This window comes from Sphaerisporangium sp. NBC_01403 (assembly GCF_045040145.1).
GTDB classification, from domain to species: Bacteria; Actinomycetota; Actinomycetes; order Streptosporangiales; family Streptosporangiaceae; genus Sphaerisporangium; species Sphaerisporangium viridialbum.
On sequence record NZ_CP109534.1, the window covers coordinates 5,136,263 to 5,152,967 of the forward strand.

A 16,705-nucleotide genomic window follows, 5' to 3' on the forward strand; every position below is an offset into this window, starting at 1 on the left:
ACCGGTAATCAGGCATCCCCCTAAACCGGTGGGAACCCCTCACTCCCCATTCACGGAGAACGCCGGAAAGCGAGCCCGACGAGCCCCTGTCGATCCGGAGCAGACCCAAGTGACCTCAGCAGTGCCTTCCTCCCCGTACCCGGGAGACCCGGTCGTCCCGGCGCCGGTCGCCCCTCCCTCCGGCGACATCGGCGTGATCTCCAAACACGACCCCGACGAGAGCTACCGCCGGCGGCACGAGGGCATCCGCGAGTTCCTGCGCGTCTTCGACCAGATGCGCGTCCGCCCCACCTGGCGGAACGGCGACCTGCCCGTGCCGGTCCTGTGGGTCACCGGTCCGTACATCGCGACGACCTCCGTCGCCCAGGCGCTCGAAGCCCGGTGCGACGGCACCCCCTTCGCCCACCTCGGGCCGTCGCCGGACGACGAGGAGGGCTCGCCGCCGTCCCGCGAGCGCCACGCGCCGCCGTACGCCGCGCTGGTGACGCGGTTGCGGCAGGCCACGCGGGACCTCGCCGCCGTCGCCCCGCCCGGCGAGGCGCACCTGAGGTTCCCGCTGTTCGCCCAGGTGCTCTGGCTGCTCGACCTCCAGGTGACCGACGACGAGCCCGACCGCCTCCACGACGGGGTGAAGAAGGCCGTCCGGCAGCGCCGCAGGCAGATCCGGGCGGGCACGGGCCAGGACCGGCGCAACTTCTGGGCCAACGTGCGCGCCTACTCCGAGGGCCCGCTGCCGGCCTGGGCCGCCGCCACGGCCCTGCTCGGCGCCGGCTGGGCCGACCAGCTCACCACCCTGTTCGGGGTCTGCGCGATCCTCGCCGGGCCGGTCATCGGATCGCTGCACGTGCTGCTGCTCTCCCGCAGCTGGGCCGGGCGCCGCCGCTACATGTGGTTCTGCCGCCAGCCGTACCTGATGCCGGGGCAGCGCAGGAACCAGCCGCACGACATCACGGGCTTCGCCGTGCGCCTGCTCCAGGCCCGCGGCCGGGCGGAGGCCGTCCCCCTGCACGGGGCCGACTCCGCCGACGACCGCAAGAGGCAGGAGGCCGTCCAGGCCAACGAGGGCATCGAGCACCTCCTGGTGAACGCCTTCCTCGAAGATCTCCGGCAGGGGTACGAGCGCCGGCTGTGGAAGGTGTGGCGGCGGGTCGCGTGGGCCCGCACCTCGTACCCCGTCCTGCTGGTGGACGGTGGGGCCACCCGCCTGGTCGCGCGCATCGAGGAGGTGCGCACCGCCACGTGCCTGCCCGACCCGCTGCTCGTCGTCGTGACCGGCCCTGGCGGCGGCCAGGCCCCGCCGCCCCCCGCCCGCACCCCCGTGATGTCGGGACCTCCCGAGCTCACCGAGGAGCTGTGGCAGCAGTGGGGCGCCGAGCTGGCCAGGGACCGCGCCGTGGGCTCGCATCGGGTGCTGCGCATCGAGATGGAGGCCAAGGACGCCCCGATCCTGGAGAAGATCAACGTGCCGGTCCGCGGGCGCCGCCGTCCCGTGCTGGCGCACCCGGTCCTCCCGTGGCTGGTGGTGACGGCGCTCGTCTCCCTGTCGTTCGTGCGCGTGCTCGCGACGGCCACCACCAACTGCGGCCCCGACATCTGGCGCGCGTCCACGGGCGAGTGCATCGGCATCAGCGAGGGCGATTTCGTCTTCGACGAGCACCTCTCCCGCATGCTCGGCGTGATCGACCACCAGAACCGCGCCATCCTGGCCTCCGGCCATCCGTACGCGACGGTGATCTACTTCGGGAAGCTCACCACCACGGGGAAGTCGTCGGTCGGCGCCGGCGACCCGATCACCGACATCCACGGCGAGCTGGCCGGCCTGGTCCTGGAGCAGCGCAAGCTGATCGACAACAGCGGTGACGGCAGCAAGCTGCAGATGCGCATCCTGATCGCGAACGCGGGGGCCGACTTCCGGTTCGCCGAGGACGTCGCGAGGGCGGCGCTGCGCAGGATCCAGGACGACCCGACCGTCATCGGCGTGGTCGGCCTGGGAGAGAGCAGGCAGCAGGTGCAGGCCGCGATCCAGCTCCTCGCCCGCAAGGCCGTCCCCCTGATCAGCACCACGGCGACGTTCGACGACCTGGGACGCCGGGAGGGCGGCGACGCGTACATCCCCTCGTTCTTCCCGCTGGCGACCCCCAACAGCCGGCTGGCCGACGTGGCCGCGCAGTGGGCGCGCGAGGGCCTGCCCCAGCAGGGCATCCCGCCCGCCCGCACGGCGGCCGTCTTCACCGACACCATGCTGAGCGACCTGTTCAGCAGGGACCTCGGCGCCAGGTTCGTCCGCGCCTTCGGCAAGGGGGCGACGTCGGCCGGGTACGCCAACGCGGCCGGGCTGGAGGAGAAGGTCACCGACGTGTGCACCCGGCCCGAGAAGCCCGACCTGGTGTACTACGCCGGCCGCACCGCGCAGTTCGGGGCCTTCATCGACGCGATCGCCAAGTCGCAGTGCCACCAGCTCACGGTCATGGCCAACGACGACATCACCCAGTACGTCAACGACCACGAGCTCCAGCTCGGCCGGAACAACCGCGTGCGGGTGACGTACGTCGCGCTGGCGTCGCCGAGCGCCTGGGACTCCGTCCCCCGGCGGTTCAAGACCGACTTCTTCCAGGAGTTCGACGCGCTGGTCACGTCCCTCCACATGGACAGGCTGCCGAGGACCGAGGTGCCGTCCAAGGAGTACGCGGTGCAGGCCCAGGACGCGGCCGAGGCGCTCATGCGGGCGGCCCAGGTGGCGTTCTCCGGCCAGGGAGGCCCCTCGGCCGTCGACGGCGGTCCTGGCGTGGTCGAGCGGGGAGGCGTGCTGCTGGCCCTGGAGAAGCTGGAGGTGATCGACGGCGACAGCGGGCTGGTCAAGCTGCACGGTGCCCCGGACGGGCGGCACGCACTCGACCGCCCGATCTTGCTGGTCACCGTGAATCCCGAGGGCCGGCAGGTGGTGATCCGCCAGTGCGGCCGCCTCTACGCGCAGCAGCCGCCGAGCCCCACCTGCTGATCGCCCCAGGTCAGATCTGGCCGCTCACGGTGGTGCCCTCGCCGACGACGCTGTTGATCGTCAGCGTGCCCCCGACCTCGCTGAAGCGCCGCTTCATCGCGTCCATGCCCCGGCCCGTACGACCCGGCGGGAAACCGATGCCGTTGTCGCTGACGGTCAGCCTCAGCCCCCCGCGCCCCGTGGTGAGGGCGACGGACAGGGTGTGCGCGCCGCTGTGCCGCTCGACGTTGGTCAGGGCCTCCAGCACCACCGCGTAGACGGCGTCGGCGACCGGCCCGGTCACCCGCTCCTTGGGCATCGCCCAGACCTCGACGGTGATGCCGGTGCGCTCGGACCATTCCGTCAGGTAGTCCTCGATCGCCCGCGCCAGGCTTCGCTTTCCGCGCATGCGCAACTCTTCGTACAACTCCCCAACCCTCCTCGGCGCACCGCTCCGGGCTACGTGACCCGGCCCCACCGCGTCGCCCGATGAGTGGCGGGCGACGCTACCGACGCGTGCTGAAGAGCGGTTGGAAATCGCTTGGGGTAGAGGCGAAGCCACCCCGGTGGGCCCGTCTGCCGAAAGCCCGCCCAAGGTATCTATGCCCGAACTCCTTGATGCCACGCTACCCGCAGGTAGGCATCAGCGCGCTCGGGAGATGGCAGACCTTCCCCTTCCGGTTACAGCGGGGTGGCCCGGACTACTCTCTGTTGCTCTTGTCGAGCTTGGCGAGATAGGCGTTGTAGGCGTCCAGCTCGGCGTCCCCGGTGCCGCCCTCCTTGGCGGCGCGGGCGTCGGCCCGCCGGTCGGAGCGCCTGGCCGTGCGGTCGTCGTCGCGGTACCACTGGAAGGCGAGCGCGATCAGCACGATCAGCGTGGGGATCTCGCCGAACGCCCAGGCGATGGCCCCGCCGGTGCTCTGGTCGGCGAGCGCGGGGTCGCCCCAGGTGCGGCCGAGCTGGTCGTACCACTCGGAGGCCACGACCGTGCCCATGTTCATCAGCGCGATGCCGAAGAACGCGTGGAACGGCATGGTGACGAAGAGCAGCAGCAGGCGCCCGAAGTACGGCAGCTTGGTCGGCGCGGGGTCCACTCCGATGATCACCCAGAAGAACAGGCATCCGCTGAGCAGGAAGTGGAGGGTCATCGCGATGTGCCCGAGGTGCTCCTCCATGGCGGCGGCGAAGAGCGGTGTGAAGTAAAGGGCGTACGTCGAGACGATGAAGATGGCGGTGGCGATCGCCGGATGGGTGACGACCTTGGTGATCCTGCTGTGCAGGATCGTGACGACCCACTCGCGCGGGCCCCGGTCGCCCCTGCGGGCGGCGGGCTTGAGCGCCCGCAGGGCCAGGGTCGCCGGGGCGCCCAGCACCAGGAAGATCGGCACCAGCATCGACAGGATCATGTGCTCGGTCATGTGCACGCTGAACAGCACAGGGGCGTACCTGGCGACCCCGCTCTGCGTGACGAGGACGAGCATGAGCACGCCGATGGCCCAGCTGATCGTGCGGCCGCGCGGCCAGCGGTCGCCGCGGCGCGCCAGGCGTACGACGCCCGCGCCGTAGAGGCCGGCCAGCAGGCCCGCCAGCACGGCGAAGAACAGGTCGAACCACCACAGCGTGAGGAGGTTCCCGATGGAGACCGGCGGCGGGATGAGGTAGCCCAGCAGCTCGAAGGCGCGGTCGACCGGAAGGTCGAGCGGCGGCGGGGCGGTGCGCGAGAGCGCGACGGCGAGGCCGACCGCCACCAGCATGATCAGGCCCTCGACGCCGGCGAGCCTGATGAAGGCGCCGGGCTTGCCCGCGGACAGCGCGGGCAGGGTGCGCCCGCGGTGCCACCAGCCGATCACTCCGAGACCGGTGAACGCGACGACCTTGGCGAGGACGATCAGCCCGTAGGAGGTGGTGAAGATCTCCTGGATCGACGTCAGCCGGGCGATCGCGCTGAACACCCCGGACAGGCCGACGCCGGCGAAGCACCACAGCGCCATGCGGGAGAACCGGTGCGCGGCGAGGTCGAGGTGCGGCTCGCCCCGTAGGGCGTGCGCGCAGAGCAGCAGGAGCCCGCCGACCCACAGCGACAGCACCAGCAGGTGCAGCGCGACGCTGGTCGTGGCGAGGCCGTGGTTCGGCGCGGAGGAGGAGTGGCCGGTCAGCGCGGGGGGCATCAGCGTGGCCAGTGCGAGGAGCAGCAGCCCTCCGGAGGCCCCGGCGGTGATCGCTCCGCGCGAGAACAGCGCGATGGCCGTGCCGAACAGCACGACGAGGGTCAGCGCGATGCCCTGGGGCACCTGGCTGGCGTAGCTGGTGAGCTCCTCGCCGCCGAGGACGTCGGTGACCGGCGTGCCCAGCGTCTCGGACAGGCTGAACACCAGCGTGGAGGCCGCCGCCAGGGCCCAGCCCAGGCCGGTCCACGAAGCGGCCCTGACGTAGCCGAGCGCGGGCTTGCCGAGCAGGCCCTTGTCGTTCGGGAGAAGCGCGGTGGCGAGGAGCAGCAGGCCGACGGTGAGGACGCCCATGACGTCCATGGTCAGCTTGGACACGGGAAGCGCCCAGCGGGTGAGCGTGCCCTCGTCGGGCAGGCCGGGGATGATGCGCGGGGTCGCCGCGCCACCGACGATCATGGCCACGACCAGGCCGCCGAGCGCCACGCAGACGCCCGCGACCGCGAGACGGGCGGTCCTGCCCGCCGCGTCGGCCGCCGGCTCCACGCTCACGGGCCGTCTGCTCGCGGGCTGCTTGCTCACGGCTTCTTCCGCAGGCTGATGACCATGCCGATGCCGATGCCCGCGATGCCGAAGACGACGATCCACACCCAGGCGGGGATGCCCCCGCTCTTCTGCTCCTCCTGCCGTGCGGCGGGAGTGGCGTTCACGGAGGTGGGCGTCGCGGCGGCCGGGGGACTCGCGGCGGCGGTGCTCTCCTGCGGGGAGGGGACCGGCGAGGCGGACGGCGAGGCCTTCGGGGCCTTCACCGTGAAGGGGATCTCCCCTTCGATGGGGTGCCCGTCGTCGGAGACCACCCGCCAGGCGATGGTGTACTTCCCGGACGGGAGGGCTCCCGCGACCTTCTGGATGACCTTCGGCCCGTCGGTCCTGGGCTTGCCCTCCTGGTGCGCCTGGCCCCCGGCGTCGCGCACCAGCACGACGGGGAATCGCACGGCCTCGTTGAACGTCAGCGTCACCGAGTCGAGACTCTCGACAGTGGCACCCTTTTCGGGGTCGCTGCTCCTGAGCGCCGTGTGGGCCAGGGCCGGCGACGCGAAGGCCGTGCCCAGCACGACGGCGACGACGAGCGCGAGCGCGGCGGCAAGCGGGGAAGTCCTCATAGCACCCTAAGGCTACTCAGGTGAGGGGCCGGTCCTTACCGTGCCGTCGCCCACGTGCTCGACGCGTCGCCGAGCCGTGGAGCCCGGGCGCCTTCCGGGCAGGGGCGGCACGGCTCGGTGAGGTGTCCTACAGGCCGGCGCTGGCGAGCGCCCGGTGGTAGGCGGCCTCGGTGGCCTCGCCGTCGTCGAGCTGCTCCAGGGCCTTGGCCGCGGTCAGCCAGCCCTCCGCCGCCCTGCGCGAGGACGGCACGTGCGCCAGCAGCTCCTCGACCTTGGCCAGCTCGGCCGCGGCCTCCTCCGAGCGGCTCAGCCTGAGCAGGGCGTTGCCGATGACCAGGTGGGCGTCGAGCCGGAGGGTACGGGCTCGCTCGTCCAGAAGGTCCCTGCCGCGGCTGGCGTAGGCGACGGCCTTGGCGGGGTCGCCGAGCACGATCTCGGCCTTGGCCAGCTCGACGGCACAGCGTGCCGTGTCGACCGTGCTCGCCGAGGACTCGGCCAGCTCGCGCTCGACCCGCAGGAACAGGTCGCGGCAGGCTTCGGCCTGCTCAGGACGGACCCGCAGCAGGAGGATGGCGTACGACAGCCGCAGGCGGGCGAGGTTGCGGGGCTCGCCGTTCTCCGACTGCACCGCGAGTGCCCGCTCGGTCAGGGCCAGGGCCTCCTCGCCGCGGCCGGTCTGCTCGGCGACGACGGCGGCGTTCCAGCAGGCCGCGACGGTGGCGCGGGGAGTGCCGAGCATCTCGGCCGCCGCCAGCAGCTCGGCGGCGAACTGGCGCGCCCTCAGCAGGTCGCCGCGCACGATGTAGGCGCCGAGCAGGGTCGCGCCCAGCTCGACGAGGTCGTCGTTCCACGCCGGCCTGCGCAACCCGAGAAGCATCTCCTCACCGACACGGACGGCCGGGCCGAGGTCGCCGCGCTCGCGGTAGCACCGGGACAGCGCGACCGCGACGGCGACCGCCTGGTCGGGGGGCAGCGTCTCCCCGCTCGACTCGCTGAGCCGCGACAGGACGGTGATCGCCTCGTCGAGTTCGCCGCACGCCTCGCTGGCGAGCGCGTAGCCGTACTCGGCCTGCTGCCGCAGGGAGGCGAGACCCGCGAGGCTGCCGTCACCGAGCAGCTCGGCGTAGCGGCGGCGGGCCTCGGCGACCTCGCCGTTGTCCAGGGCGAGGGCGGCGTAACGGAGGCCGAGCTCCAAATCCTGCATCTGCTCGGCGGTGACCCCATTGATCAGATAAGTTAGGGAACACTCGAGCTTCGCCGCCAGCAGTTCCAGAACGGCCGCAGTCGGCGTACGCTTGCCGCTCTCGATAAGTGATACATAGCTATCGGACAATTCAGGGTGTGCCAACTGCGCCTGCGATAGACCACGCTGGCGGCGAATCGTCTTGATTCGCTGACCTACCAGATCTTGACCAGTCACCAGCACCCCTTGATGATGTAATCCCACGACAGACACTATCGACGGGAGTTTGCCATGCGTCGCCGCCGGCTCGCCTTGTCTGCCCTAACTGTCCTGTTCGCGGCCACTTTGGGCCTCGCAGGTCATGCTACGGCCGCAACCGCTACCGCGTCTTCCCTTATGAAGGTCCAAGACTCGTTGTGCTGCTGATTTGTGACTCAACCGGCACGTAGAGCGAGAAAAAGGTCGACCCTGTCCTCCATTGCGGACAGGTCTCGGCCGGTCAGCTCCTCTACACGCCGGATGCGGTAGCGCACTGTGTTCACATGCACGTGCATTCGCTCCGCGCACGCGTTCCACGACCCGGCACAGTCGAGGAAGGTCCCGAGCGTGCGGACCAACTCCGACTGATGCCTGCGGTCGTAGGCGAAGAGCGGGGCCAGCACGCGATCCGCGAAGGATCTGCGCACGTTGTCGGGAACCGTGGCCAGCAAGAGAACATGTGTGTAGATCTCATCGCTGGTCACCACCCCTCCCCCGCGTGCTTCCGCCATGCGCCGCGCGTGGCCCGCTTCCTCGGCGCCACCGCGGATGGCTCCGGGGCCGATCAGGCCTGCGCTCACACCGACTGACACTCTCGTCCTCGGCAGGGCCGCCTGAAGTGTCGCCACCCTGCCCCCCAACAGGTCGAGAAGCGCTTGCACGCTACGCTGCACTTGCGATCGAGTTTGCACTTGCACGTTACTCCGCACGCGCGCCGTGGTCCAGGGGACGTTTCCGGCACTGATCCCGGTTTCCGGCACCGCCCCTGACTCCTTTCCGGCCCGGCTCCCACCCGTTCGCCCGGCCTCCTTTCCGCCCGGTTTTTCGGCCTCGTTTACGGCCCCGCCGATATTCGCCCTTCGAGGCTGGTCTTCCGGCGCCTCGATCAGCGGGACCAGCGCGACCGCTCCGTCCGGCCCCGCGGCGGCGACCACTCTGCGGTCCAGCAGCTCCTCGATCACCTGGCCGCCGAGCACGGCGGGGTCGGGCCCCTCGGTGGCGCCGGGCCGGGTGACGGTCGCCGTCACCACCGCGTACGGCCGTGTGGCGTCGATCCCGCACGTGCGCAGCCGCGCGGCCACCTCGGCGGGGTCGGCCTCGCCGGAGCAGGCGAGCGCGATCAGCTCCTCGGCGAGGCGCCGCTCGACCCTGCGGCCTTCCTCGGCGCGGCCGCGCTCCAGCGCCACGCAGGCCGCGAGCTCGAAGCCGGTGTCCGCGTCGGCGAGCAGGTCGGCGTCGCAGACCAGCGCCCACCCCGCCGCCCGGTGCGCCCGGTCGACCCCGAACAGCGTGAACGGCCCCTGCGGGGTCTCCACCAGATGGGGCAGCCGCGTGGCCGACAGGTACTCCCGCGCGAGCCGTACGGGGAGGTCTCCTTCGAGCCGTCCCGCGATGACCGTGCCCGTCGAGGAGATCACGGCGCCGTTGACGCCCAGTTCCTCGGCCGTCAGCGCGAACAGCTCGTCCAGGCCCGCGCCGTCGGCCACGGCGGCGACGATCCGGCGGTGCCGGCCGAGAGCGCCGCGCAGGTCCACGGCCCTGGCCCCGGCCAGGCGGGTCTCCACCAGCTCGCTGAGCGTGCGGAAGGACACCTCGGTCGGCACGTCCAGCAGGGGGAGGTCGTGCTCGCGGCACGCCTCCACCACGTCGTCCGGCACGACGCCTAGCCAGGCCCTGCCCGCGCCCAGCGCCGCCACCTTCGCGGCGGCGAGGATCTCGACGAACCGCCGGGAGTCCTCGGGCTCCCTGCGCCACATCAGCCCCGTGAGCACCAGCTCTCCCCCGGACAGGTAGCGTCCCGGATCGGGCAGGTCGGTGATGTGCACGCCGGTGAACCGCCGGTCCGCATGCTCGGGATCCGACAGCAGGCCGAGCCCGAGCTGGTCCATCGCGAGCAGTTCTCGTATACGCACAGTCCCAGGCTATCCGCGCGTCTTTGGACGAACCTACAAGTCCTGTCCCGGGCCCGCCGCGGCGTTTCGCGGGTGCGCCTATTGGCGGCCCTGAGCTGGGCTGATGTACTGCCCGTGTGACCCATACCGCGAGCAGCCAGAGCCAGAGCCTGGGGCAGGGGGTCGGGGCGAGCGTGACCCGCCCGGACGGCAACCTGAAGGTGACCGGCGAGTTCGCCTACTCCTCCGACCTCTACCTGGCGGACATGCTGTGGGGCGCGACTCTGCGCAGCCCTCACCCGTCCGCGTGGATCAGGTCGGTCGACGTCGGCGCCGCGCTCGCCATGCCGGGCGTGTACGCCGTGCTGACCCACGAGGACGTCCCCGGCGAGCGGTTCTACGGCCTGGAGCACAAGGATCAGCCCGTCCTCGCCATCGACCAGGTGCGCTACCAGGGGGAGGCCGTCGCGATCGTGGCGGCGGACCACCCCGAGACCGCCCGGCGGGCGGCGGCGGCGATCGTGGTCGAGTACGAACCACGCGAGGCGGTCACCGACACGCGCCGCGCCCTGTTCGACGCTGAATGCCCGAAGGTCCAGCCGGGCGGCAACCTCGTACGCCACCAGCCGGTGCGGGTCGGCCGCGAGCCCTTCGCCGGCATGGCAGAGGTCGTGGTCACCGGGGACTACGAGGTGGGGATGCAGGACCAGGCGTTCCTCGGCCCCGAGTCCGGCCTCGCCGTGCCCTCGGAGGACGGCGGCATCGATCTCTACATCGCGACGCAGTGGCTGCACGTCGACCAGGACCAGCTCGCCCCCTGCCTCGGCCTGCCCAAGGAGAAGGTGCGGCTGACGCTCGCCGGGGTCGGCGGGGCGTTCGGCGCCCGCGAGGACCTTTCGATGCAGATCCACGCCAGCATGCTGGCCCTGCGCACCGGCAGGCCGGTCAAGATGGTCTACGGCCGCGAGGAGTCGTTCTTCGGCCACGTCCACCGGCACCCCGCCCGCATGCGGTACGAGCACGGCGCCACCCGCGAGGGCAAGCTCGTCTACGTCAGGGCCGAGATCATCCTCGACGGGGGCGCGTACTGCTCGTCCTCCCCCGCCGTGGTCGGCAACGCCGCGTCCCTCGGCGTCGGGCCGTACGAGGTCGACACCGTCTGGATCGACGCCTACGGCGCGTACACCAACAACCCGCCCTGCGGGGCGATGCGCGGCTTCGGCGCCGTGCAGGCCTGCTACGCCTACGAGTCCCAGATGGACAGGCTGGCGGAGGCGTGTGGCATCGACCCGATCGAGGTGCGGGTGCTCAATGCCGTCTCCCAGGGGTCACGGCTGGCCACGGGCCAGGTGATCGAGTCGCCCGCGCCGCTCGCCGGCATGCTGCGCGAGCTGGCCGCCATGCCGCTGCCGGGCTCCTCCTGCTCCCCCGACCTGCGCTCCCTGCCGGGCGGGGTCGCCCAGACCACCCACGGCGAGGGCGTACGGCGGGGCGTGGGGTACGGGGTGGGCATCAAGAACATCTGCTTCTCCGAAGGCTTCGACGACTACTCGACGGCCAGGGTCAAGGTCGAGCTGCTCGGCGGCGAGGCGCACGTGCTGGTGCACACGGCCGCCGCCGAGGTCGGGCAGGGCCTGCTCATGGTCCAGACGCAGATCGCCCGCACCGAGCTCGGCATCGACCGGGTGACCGTCGCCCCGGCCGACACCTCGGTGGGCTCGGCGGGCTCCAGCTCGGCCTCCCGCCAGTCGTACGTCACCGGGGGCGCCGTCAAGACCGCGTGCGAGGCCGTGCGCGAGCGGCTGGACAAGCTGCGCGCGGAGAACCCGGGGCTCACGCTCGAAGACCTGCTCGAGAGGTTCGGGCCGGTGGAGGAGACCCGCGAGTACCGGCACCGGCCGACCTACCCGATGGACCCGCTCACCGGGCAGGGGGACTCCCACACCCAGCTCGCGCTGTGCGTCCACCGCGCCGTGGTGGACGTGGACGTCGACCTCGGCCTGGTCAAGGTGGTCGAGCTCGCCGCGGTGCAGGACGTGGGCAGGATCCTCAACCCCCTCGCGCTCGAAGGGCAGATCCACGGCGGTTCCGCGCAGGGGCTCGGGCTCGCCCTCATGGAGGAGATCCAGGTCAGGGATGGCAGGGTGCTGAACCCGTCGTTCACCGACTACCTGATCCCGACGATCCTCGACATGCCGCCGATGAGGCTGTCGATCCTGGAGAACCCCGACCCCGACTCGCCGTACGGCCTGCGGGGCGCCGGCGAGCCGCCCACGCTCTCCTCAACCCCGGCCGTGGCCGCCGCCGTGCGCGCCGCCACCGGCCTACCCCTGACCCGGGTCCCCATCCGCCCCCACGACATCGCCCTGGCGGAGTAGCCCCGTCGCCTGGTTCCCGGTCGGCGTTCCCGGTCGGCGTGAGGATGTCCCTAGGTGATGTCGCCGCGTTCGCAGGCGACGCCGTCGTGGTCGCCGTCGACGTACCAGCCGTACTCCACGTGGACGCCCTTGGTGTAGGGGCCGTAGTTCGCCGCGTGCGCCTGCTTGCAGCTCGCGAAGCGCGGGTCCGGAGTGCGCTTGCTCATGGTCGTGGAGCCGGTCGCGTTGGTCTGCGGCACCCCGGCGTTGCGGGCGGACGGCGAGGTCTGGGTTCCGGCGGCGGGCGTGTGGGTCGCGGACGGGGGCGCCAGCGGTACGGACCCCGGCTGGGACGCGGACGCGCTGGGCGCACCCGTGCCGGCTCCCGTCGGAGCTCCGGTGTCGGCTCCGGTGCCGGCTCCGGTGTCGGCTCCGGTGGGTGCTCCCGCACCCGGCGGGCAGGTGGAGGTACCGCCGGGCGGAACGTTGCCGTCGGTGCCCGCCTGGCCGGTCGGGTTGACCGGGTTGACCGGGTCGGTGGGGCCGGTGGGCTGGGTGGTGCCGTCCGCGGGAGGGCAGGTGGAGGTCTGGGCGGGGGTCTCGGGGGACGGCCCTGAGGTGCCGGGCACCGGGCCACCTGATCCGAGCAGGCGGGACATCAGCGCGTCGGCCGTCTCCTTGGTGAGCCCCGCGATGCTGAGGCTGTCCTGGGTGATCGCCTGCGCGACCCTCGGGGCGGTGACGACCTTGTCGTCGACCACGACGGCGAGAAGCTGGTTGAGCGCGTCCTTGGTCAGTTCGGCCAGTTCCTTGCGGCTCTCGGGAGCCAGCACGACGCGCACGGAGTACGTGCCGTCCTTGTCGGCGACCGTCGTCACCTTCACGACCGAGTGGACGGTGACCCCGGGGTCCACCTGGTAGCAGGTCGTGCCCGCGTCGTCGAGCACCGCCTCCGCGCCCGGGCACGGAGCGGCCCGCGTGCCGACGACCGGGGCGAAGTGGATGGGGGTGGCGAGGCGGCGAGGCGGCGCCGCGCCGAGCGGGAGGCCGGGTTCCCGCGTCATCAGCACGGCGATCGTGCCGAGGACTCCCGTGACGAGGACCACGACGAAGAGCCCGACGATCAGGGCGATGGTCGTGGAACGCGCGGCGCGCGGCGGCCCGCTCGGACCGGCCGGCCCTCCGGGCGTGCCGGGACCACCGGGGCCGGGGGGCGGCCCCTCCGGGCCGATCGGCGGCTGACCGGGACCGATCGGCGGCTCGGCCGGCCCCACCGGCGGCTCGTCCGAACCGAGCGGGGGCGTCACGGAACCCACCGGCGGCTCGTCCGGGCCGAAGGCAGGCCGGTCGGCAGCGGTGAGCGGTTCGTCCGGGGTGAGCGGGGGCTCATCCCGGGTAAGCGCGGGCTCATCCCGGGTGACCGAGGGCTCATCCCGGGTGAGCCAGGGCTCGTCCGGGGTGAGCGGGGGCTCGTCCGGCTGGGAGGGCACGCGGGCCATGGTGAGCGTCGGCTCGTCTTCGAGCACGGCGGGAATATCCGGCGGCGCCTCGGGCGGACCACTGTGATCGTCCGTCGCCGGATGGTTACGCATCCTCACCCCTGTGCCTGACATCGCTCGGGCGAGCCTACCGAGGCTCGCGTGATCGAGCTAACCGCAGGGTGAAGACCCGGCGGGGAGTTCTAGGCTGTAGATGTCCTGACAATTTGCCGTACAACAGGACGAATCATCCCACCTGCTCCAGGGTCCGAGCACCTCGGGGAGCGCAGGCGAGATCGGGCACCGGCCCTGGCACCGCGCCGGGGGAAACCAAGCCGGTCGAGGCGTGGAGAGGCCGCCCGGCCGGAGGTCACAGCAGGCAAGGGTCGCCGAGCACCCGGACCAAAAGGGAGCCGGAAGCGCGCACAGCCCGGGTCGTAGTGAGCCGGGGGCGGTCGGGGGCAGTCCGTATGGCATGGCAGAGGGCCGCCCCTGGGGTCGAAGGAGGATTTCATGAAGGTCGGAATACCCCGAGAGGTGAAGGACCACGAGCACCGTGTCGCTCTCACCCCCGCCGGAGCCAATGAGCTGGCCCGTCACGGCCACCGGGTGTTCGTCGAGCGCGGGGCGGGCGCGGGATCCTCCATCCCCGACGACGACTTCCGCGCGGCGGGCGCGACGATCCTGGCGTCCGCCGAGGAGGTCTGGCGCGAGGGCGACCTGATCCTGAAGGTCAAGGAGCCGATCGCCTCGGAGTACCCCCTCATGCGCGAGGGACAGATCCTCTTCACCTACCTGCACCTCGCCGCCTCGCGGAAGCTGACCCTGGCGATGATGGAGTCCGGGGTCACCGGCATCGCGTACGAGACCGTGCAGACGGAGAACGGTGCACTGCCCCTGCTCGCGCCGATGTCGGAGGTGGCGGGACGCCTCGCGCCGCAGGTGGGCGCCTACCACCTGATGCGGCAGGGCGGCGGCAGGGGCGTGCTCATGGGCGGAGTCCCCGGGGTGCACCCGGCCAAGGTCGTGGTGCTCGGGGCGGGGGTGACGGGCATGAACGCCACGACGATCGCGCTCGGGATGCAGGCGGAGGTCCTGCTCCTGGACAAGAACATCGACAGGCTGCGCCAGGCCGACATGATCTACCGGGGGCATCTCCAGACCGTCGCGTCCAACACCTACGAGATCGAGCGCGCCGTCCTCGGCGCCGACCTCGTGATCGGCGCCGTGCTCATCCCCGGCGCCAAGGCGCCCAAGCTCGTCTCGAACGAGCTGGTCTCCCGGATGAAGGAAGGGTCGGTGCTGGTGGACATCTCGATCGACCAGGGCGGGGCGTTCGAGGACTCCCGGCCCACCACCCATGCCCATCCGACCTACCGCGTGCACAACTCGGTGTTCTACTGCGTGGCCAACATGCCGGGGGCCGTGCCGCACACCTCGACGTACGCGCTGACCAACGTCACCCTGCCGTACGCCCTGGCGATCGCCGACAAGGGATGGCGGCAGGCCCTGCTGGAGGACCCGGCGCTGGCGCTCGGGCTGAACACCCACGGAGGCACGCTCACCAGCCGCCCCGTCGGCGACGCCCACGGCCTCGCGTCGGTGGACCCGGAGGAGATCATCCGCTGAGACCCGGGCCGGCTCAGCGGGATCCGGCTCAGCCGGAGCCGAGCCGGCGGTCCGCCGTACGGCCGCTCACGACCGGGGTCGCGGGGCCGTACGGCAGGGAGATCAGCCGGTCAGGAGGACGGCGTGGCGCTCGGAGCCATGCTCTGCTCCGGCGTCGCCGCGCCGCTCGGCGCCGGGGACGGCGTCGTAGTCGGCAGCGGGTTGTCGGAGGCGACCGCGTCCGTGCTGCCCTGGCCCGTGCAGGTCGCGCCGTACTCGGGGGTGGTCTGCGGGTTCTGCTTGTACTTGGTGATGTACCTGGCCAGGCGCGGGTCGTCGGCGCCCTTGAGTGGGAGCTGGTGGTTCCAGGAGCTGACCACGACGGGCGCCGTGAGGCCGGGGAACGGGCTGAGGAGCAGGTAGTCGGAGGTGACGAGCGCCTTCAGCTTGTCGACGTCCGCCTTGGGGAGGTCAGGCCGGTAGGTGATCCACACCGAGCCGTGCTCCATGGAGTGCACGCCGTTCTCGCTGTTGATCGGCTGGTCGTAGACCCCGCACTGCTGCCACGTGGGGTTGTGCTCGCCGCCGACCGGCGGGGTCTCCTTGTAGTTGACCTTGATCGGCGTGTGCTGTGAGCCCTTGTAGCTGAACGTCTTGACCCCGTCCAGCGCCGACTGGGACCGCTCCTGGATCACGTAGAAGCCGACCAGGCCGACCAGCAGGACGATGACGAAGGCCCCCGCTCCCCACATGAGCATGGCGGTGCGCCGCTCTTTGCGTTTCTGCGCGGCACGCAGCTGGGCGAGGTGCTCCCGCCGTGCCTGCGTCCTCTCCTTGGCCATCAGTCCTCCAACGGCTGTTCATGACCCTGAATGCTCAAGCTTCGTTACTTATGTGGAGGATAGTGGGTAGGTAATAACGTTTGCGTCTAACGCCCAAGGCAATCACTCTCCTGGCTGGCAATGATCACCTCACGAACTCGCCTGGTACTCGTCGCGCTGGTCTCCTGCGTGGCCACCGCCGTCGCAATGCTCTTGATCACCGGACGGTCGGCTCCTCCTGGAGACGCCTCCCCCGAGGCGGGGTTCTCGCGGGACATGGCGGTCCACCACGCCCAGGCGGTCGAGATGAGCTTCGCCGTGCGCGACGGGAGCACGGACTCCGCCATCCGGTCGCTGGCGTACGACATCATCACCACCCAGACGGCCCAGCGCGGCGTCTTCATGGGGTGGCTCCAGCAGTGGGGCCTCAACCAGGCGACCGACCGGCCGGCGATGGCCTGGATGGCCGGTCACGGCGGGCACGGAGCGACGACCGGCGGGCAGGGAGCGGCCCCGGCGACCGGCGGGCCGGCCGCGATGCCCGGCATGGCCTCCGGCGAGGAGATGAAGGGCCTCCAGGCCGCCAAGGGCAAGGACGCCGAGACCCTCTTCCTCCAGCTCATGATCCGCCACCACGAGGGCGGCGTGCAGATGGCGAAGGCCCTGCTGAAGCTGTCGAACCGCCCGGAGGTGCGGGGCATGGCGCAGAACATCGTGGACACGCAGGACAGCGAGATCCAGTACATGACCGGCCTGCTGAAGGACCGCGGCGCGCAGCCGTACCCGTCGATCCTCAAGTAGGC

The 16,705-nt window shown here is 71.6% G+C and carries 11 protein-coding genes; 4 read left to right on the forward strand and 7 right to left on the reverse strand.

Going from position 1 to position 16,705, the window contains the following annotated elements; genetic code table 11:
* Positions 1-109 precede the first annotated feature (109 nt).
* Positions 110-2,998: an ABC transporter substrate-binding protein gene (locus OG589_RS23115; RefSeq protein ID WP_405139383.1), complete on the forward strand. Its 2,889-nt coding sequence runs from the start codon at positions 110-112 to the stop codon at positions 2,996-2,998.
* Positions 2,999-3,008: 10 nt separating this feature from the next.
* On the opposite strand, the gene OG589_RS23120 is transcribed toward OG589_RS23115, so the two are convergent.
* From OG589_RS23120 to OG589_RS23140, 5 genes are all read right to left on the reverse strand, one after another.
* On the reverse strand, positions 3,009-3,386 hold the full coding sequence (locus OG589_RS23120; RefSeq protein ID WP_405139385.1) for a sensor histidine kinase: 378 nt from the start codon (positions 3,384-3,386) through the stop codon (positions 3,009-3,011).
* Positions 3,387-3,678: 292 nt separating this feature from the next.
* Positions 3,679-5,724: a cytochrome c oxidase assembly protein gene (locus OG589_RS23125; protein WP_405139387.1), complete on the reverse strand. Its 2,046-nt coding sequence runs from the start codon at positions 5,722-5,724 to the stop codon at positions 3,679-3,681.
* Positions 5,721-6,305 (reverse strand): copper resistance protein CopC, encoded by a 585-nt coding sequence (locus OG589_RS23130; RefSeq protein WP_405139389.1) that lies wholly within the window; start codon positions 6,303-6,305, stop codon positions 5,721-5,723. The genes OG589_RS23125 and OG589_RS23130 overlap by 4 nt, the downstream gene beginning before the upstream one ends.
* 127 nt (positions 6,306-6,432) lie before the next feature.
* Positions 6,433-7,761: a helix-turn-helix domain-containing protein gene (locus OG589_RS23135; protein ID WP_405139391.1), complete on the reverse strand. Its 1,329-nt coding sequence runs from the start codon at positions 7,759-7,761 to the stop codon at positions 6,433-6,435.
* A gap of 161 nt (positions 7,762-7,922) precedes the next feature.
* Entirely contained in the window at positions 7,923-9,659 is a 1,737-nt protein-coding gene (locus OG589_RS23140; RefSeq protein WP_405139393.1) for a PucR family transcriptional regulator, read from the reverse strand.
* A gap of 116 nt (positions 9,660-9,775) precedes the next feature.
* Between OG589_RS23140 and OG589_RS23145 the strand changes: the two genes are divergently transcribed.
* Positions 9,776-12,016, forward strand: coding sequence for a molybdopterin cofactor-binding domain-containing protein (locus OG589_RS23145; protein ID WP_405139395.1), 2,241 nt, complete (start codon positions 9,776-9,778; stop codon positions 12,014-12,016).
* A 50-nt stretch (positions 12,017-12,066) separates the two neighbouring features.
* Here OG589_RS23145 and OG589_RS23150 read toward each other — a convergent pair whose 3' ends face one another.
* Positions 12,067-13,521, reverse strand: coding sequence for an excalibur calcium-binding domain-containing protein (locus OG589_RS23150; protein ID WP_405139397.1), 1,455 nt, complete (start codon positions 13,519-13,521; stop codon positions 12,067-12,069).
* 465 nt (positions 13,522-13,986) lie between these two features.
* Here OG589_RS23150 and ald point away from each other — a divergent pair, with 465 nt between their 5' ends.
* The gene (gene ald, locus OG589_RS23155; RefSeq protein WP_405139399.1) at positions 13,987-15,102 is read left to right on the forward strand and encodes an alanine dehydrogenase; all 1,116 of its coding nucleotides are present in this window, start codon (positions 13,987-13,989) and stop codon (positions 15,100-15,102) included.
* A gap of 110 nt (positions 15,103-15,212) precedes the next feature.
* Here the strand turns inward: ald and OG589_RS23160 are convergent, their stop codons facing one another.
* Positions 15,213-15,923 (reverse strand): DUF3105 domain-containing protein, encoded by a 711-nt coding sequence (locus OG589_RS23160; RefSeq protein ID WP_405139401.1) that lies wholly within the window; start codon positions 15,921-15,923, stop codon positions 15,213-15,215.
* Between the two features lie 120 nt (positions 15,924-16,043).
* Here OG589_RS23160 and OG589_RS23165 point away from each other — a divergent pair, with 120 nt between their 5' ends.
* Entirely contained in the window at positions 16,044-16,703 is a 660-nt protein-coding gene (locus OG589_RS23165; RefSeq protein WP_405139403.1) for a DUF305 domain-containing protein, read from the forward strand.
* The last annotated feature ends 2 nt before the right edge of the window (positions 16,704-16,705 follow it).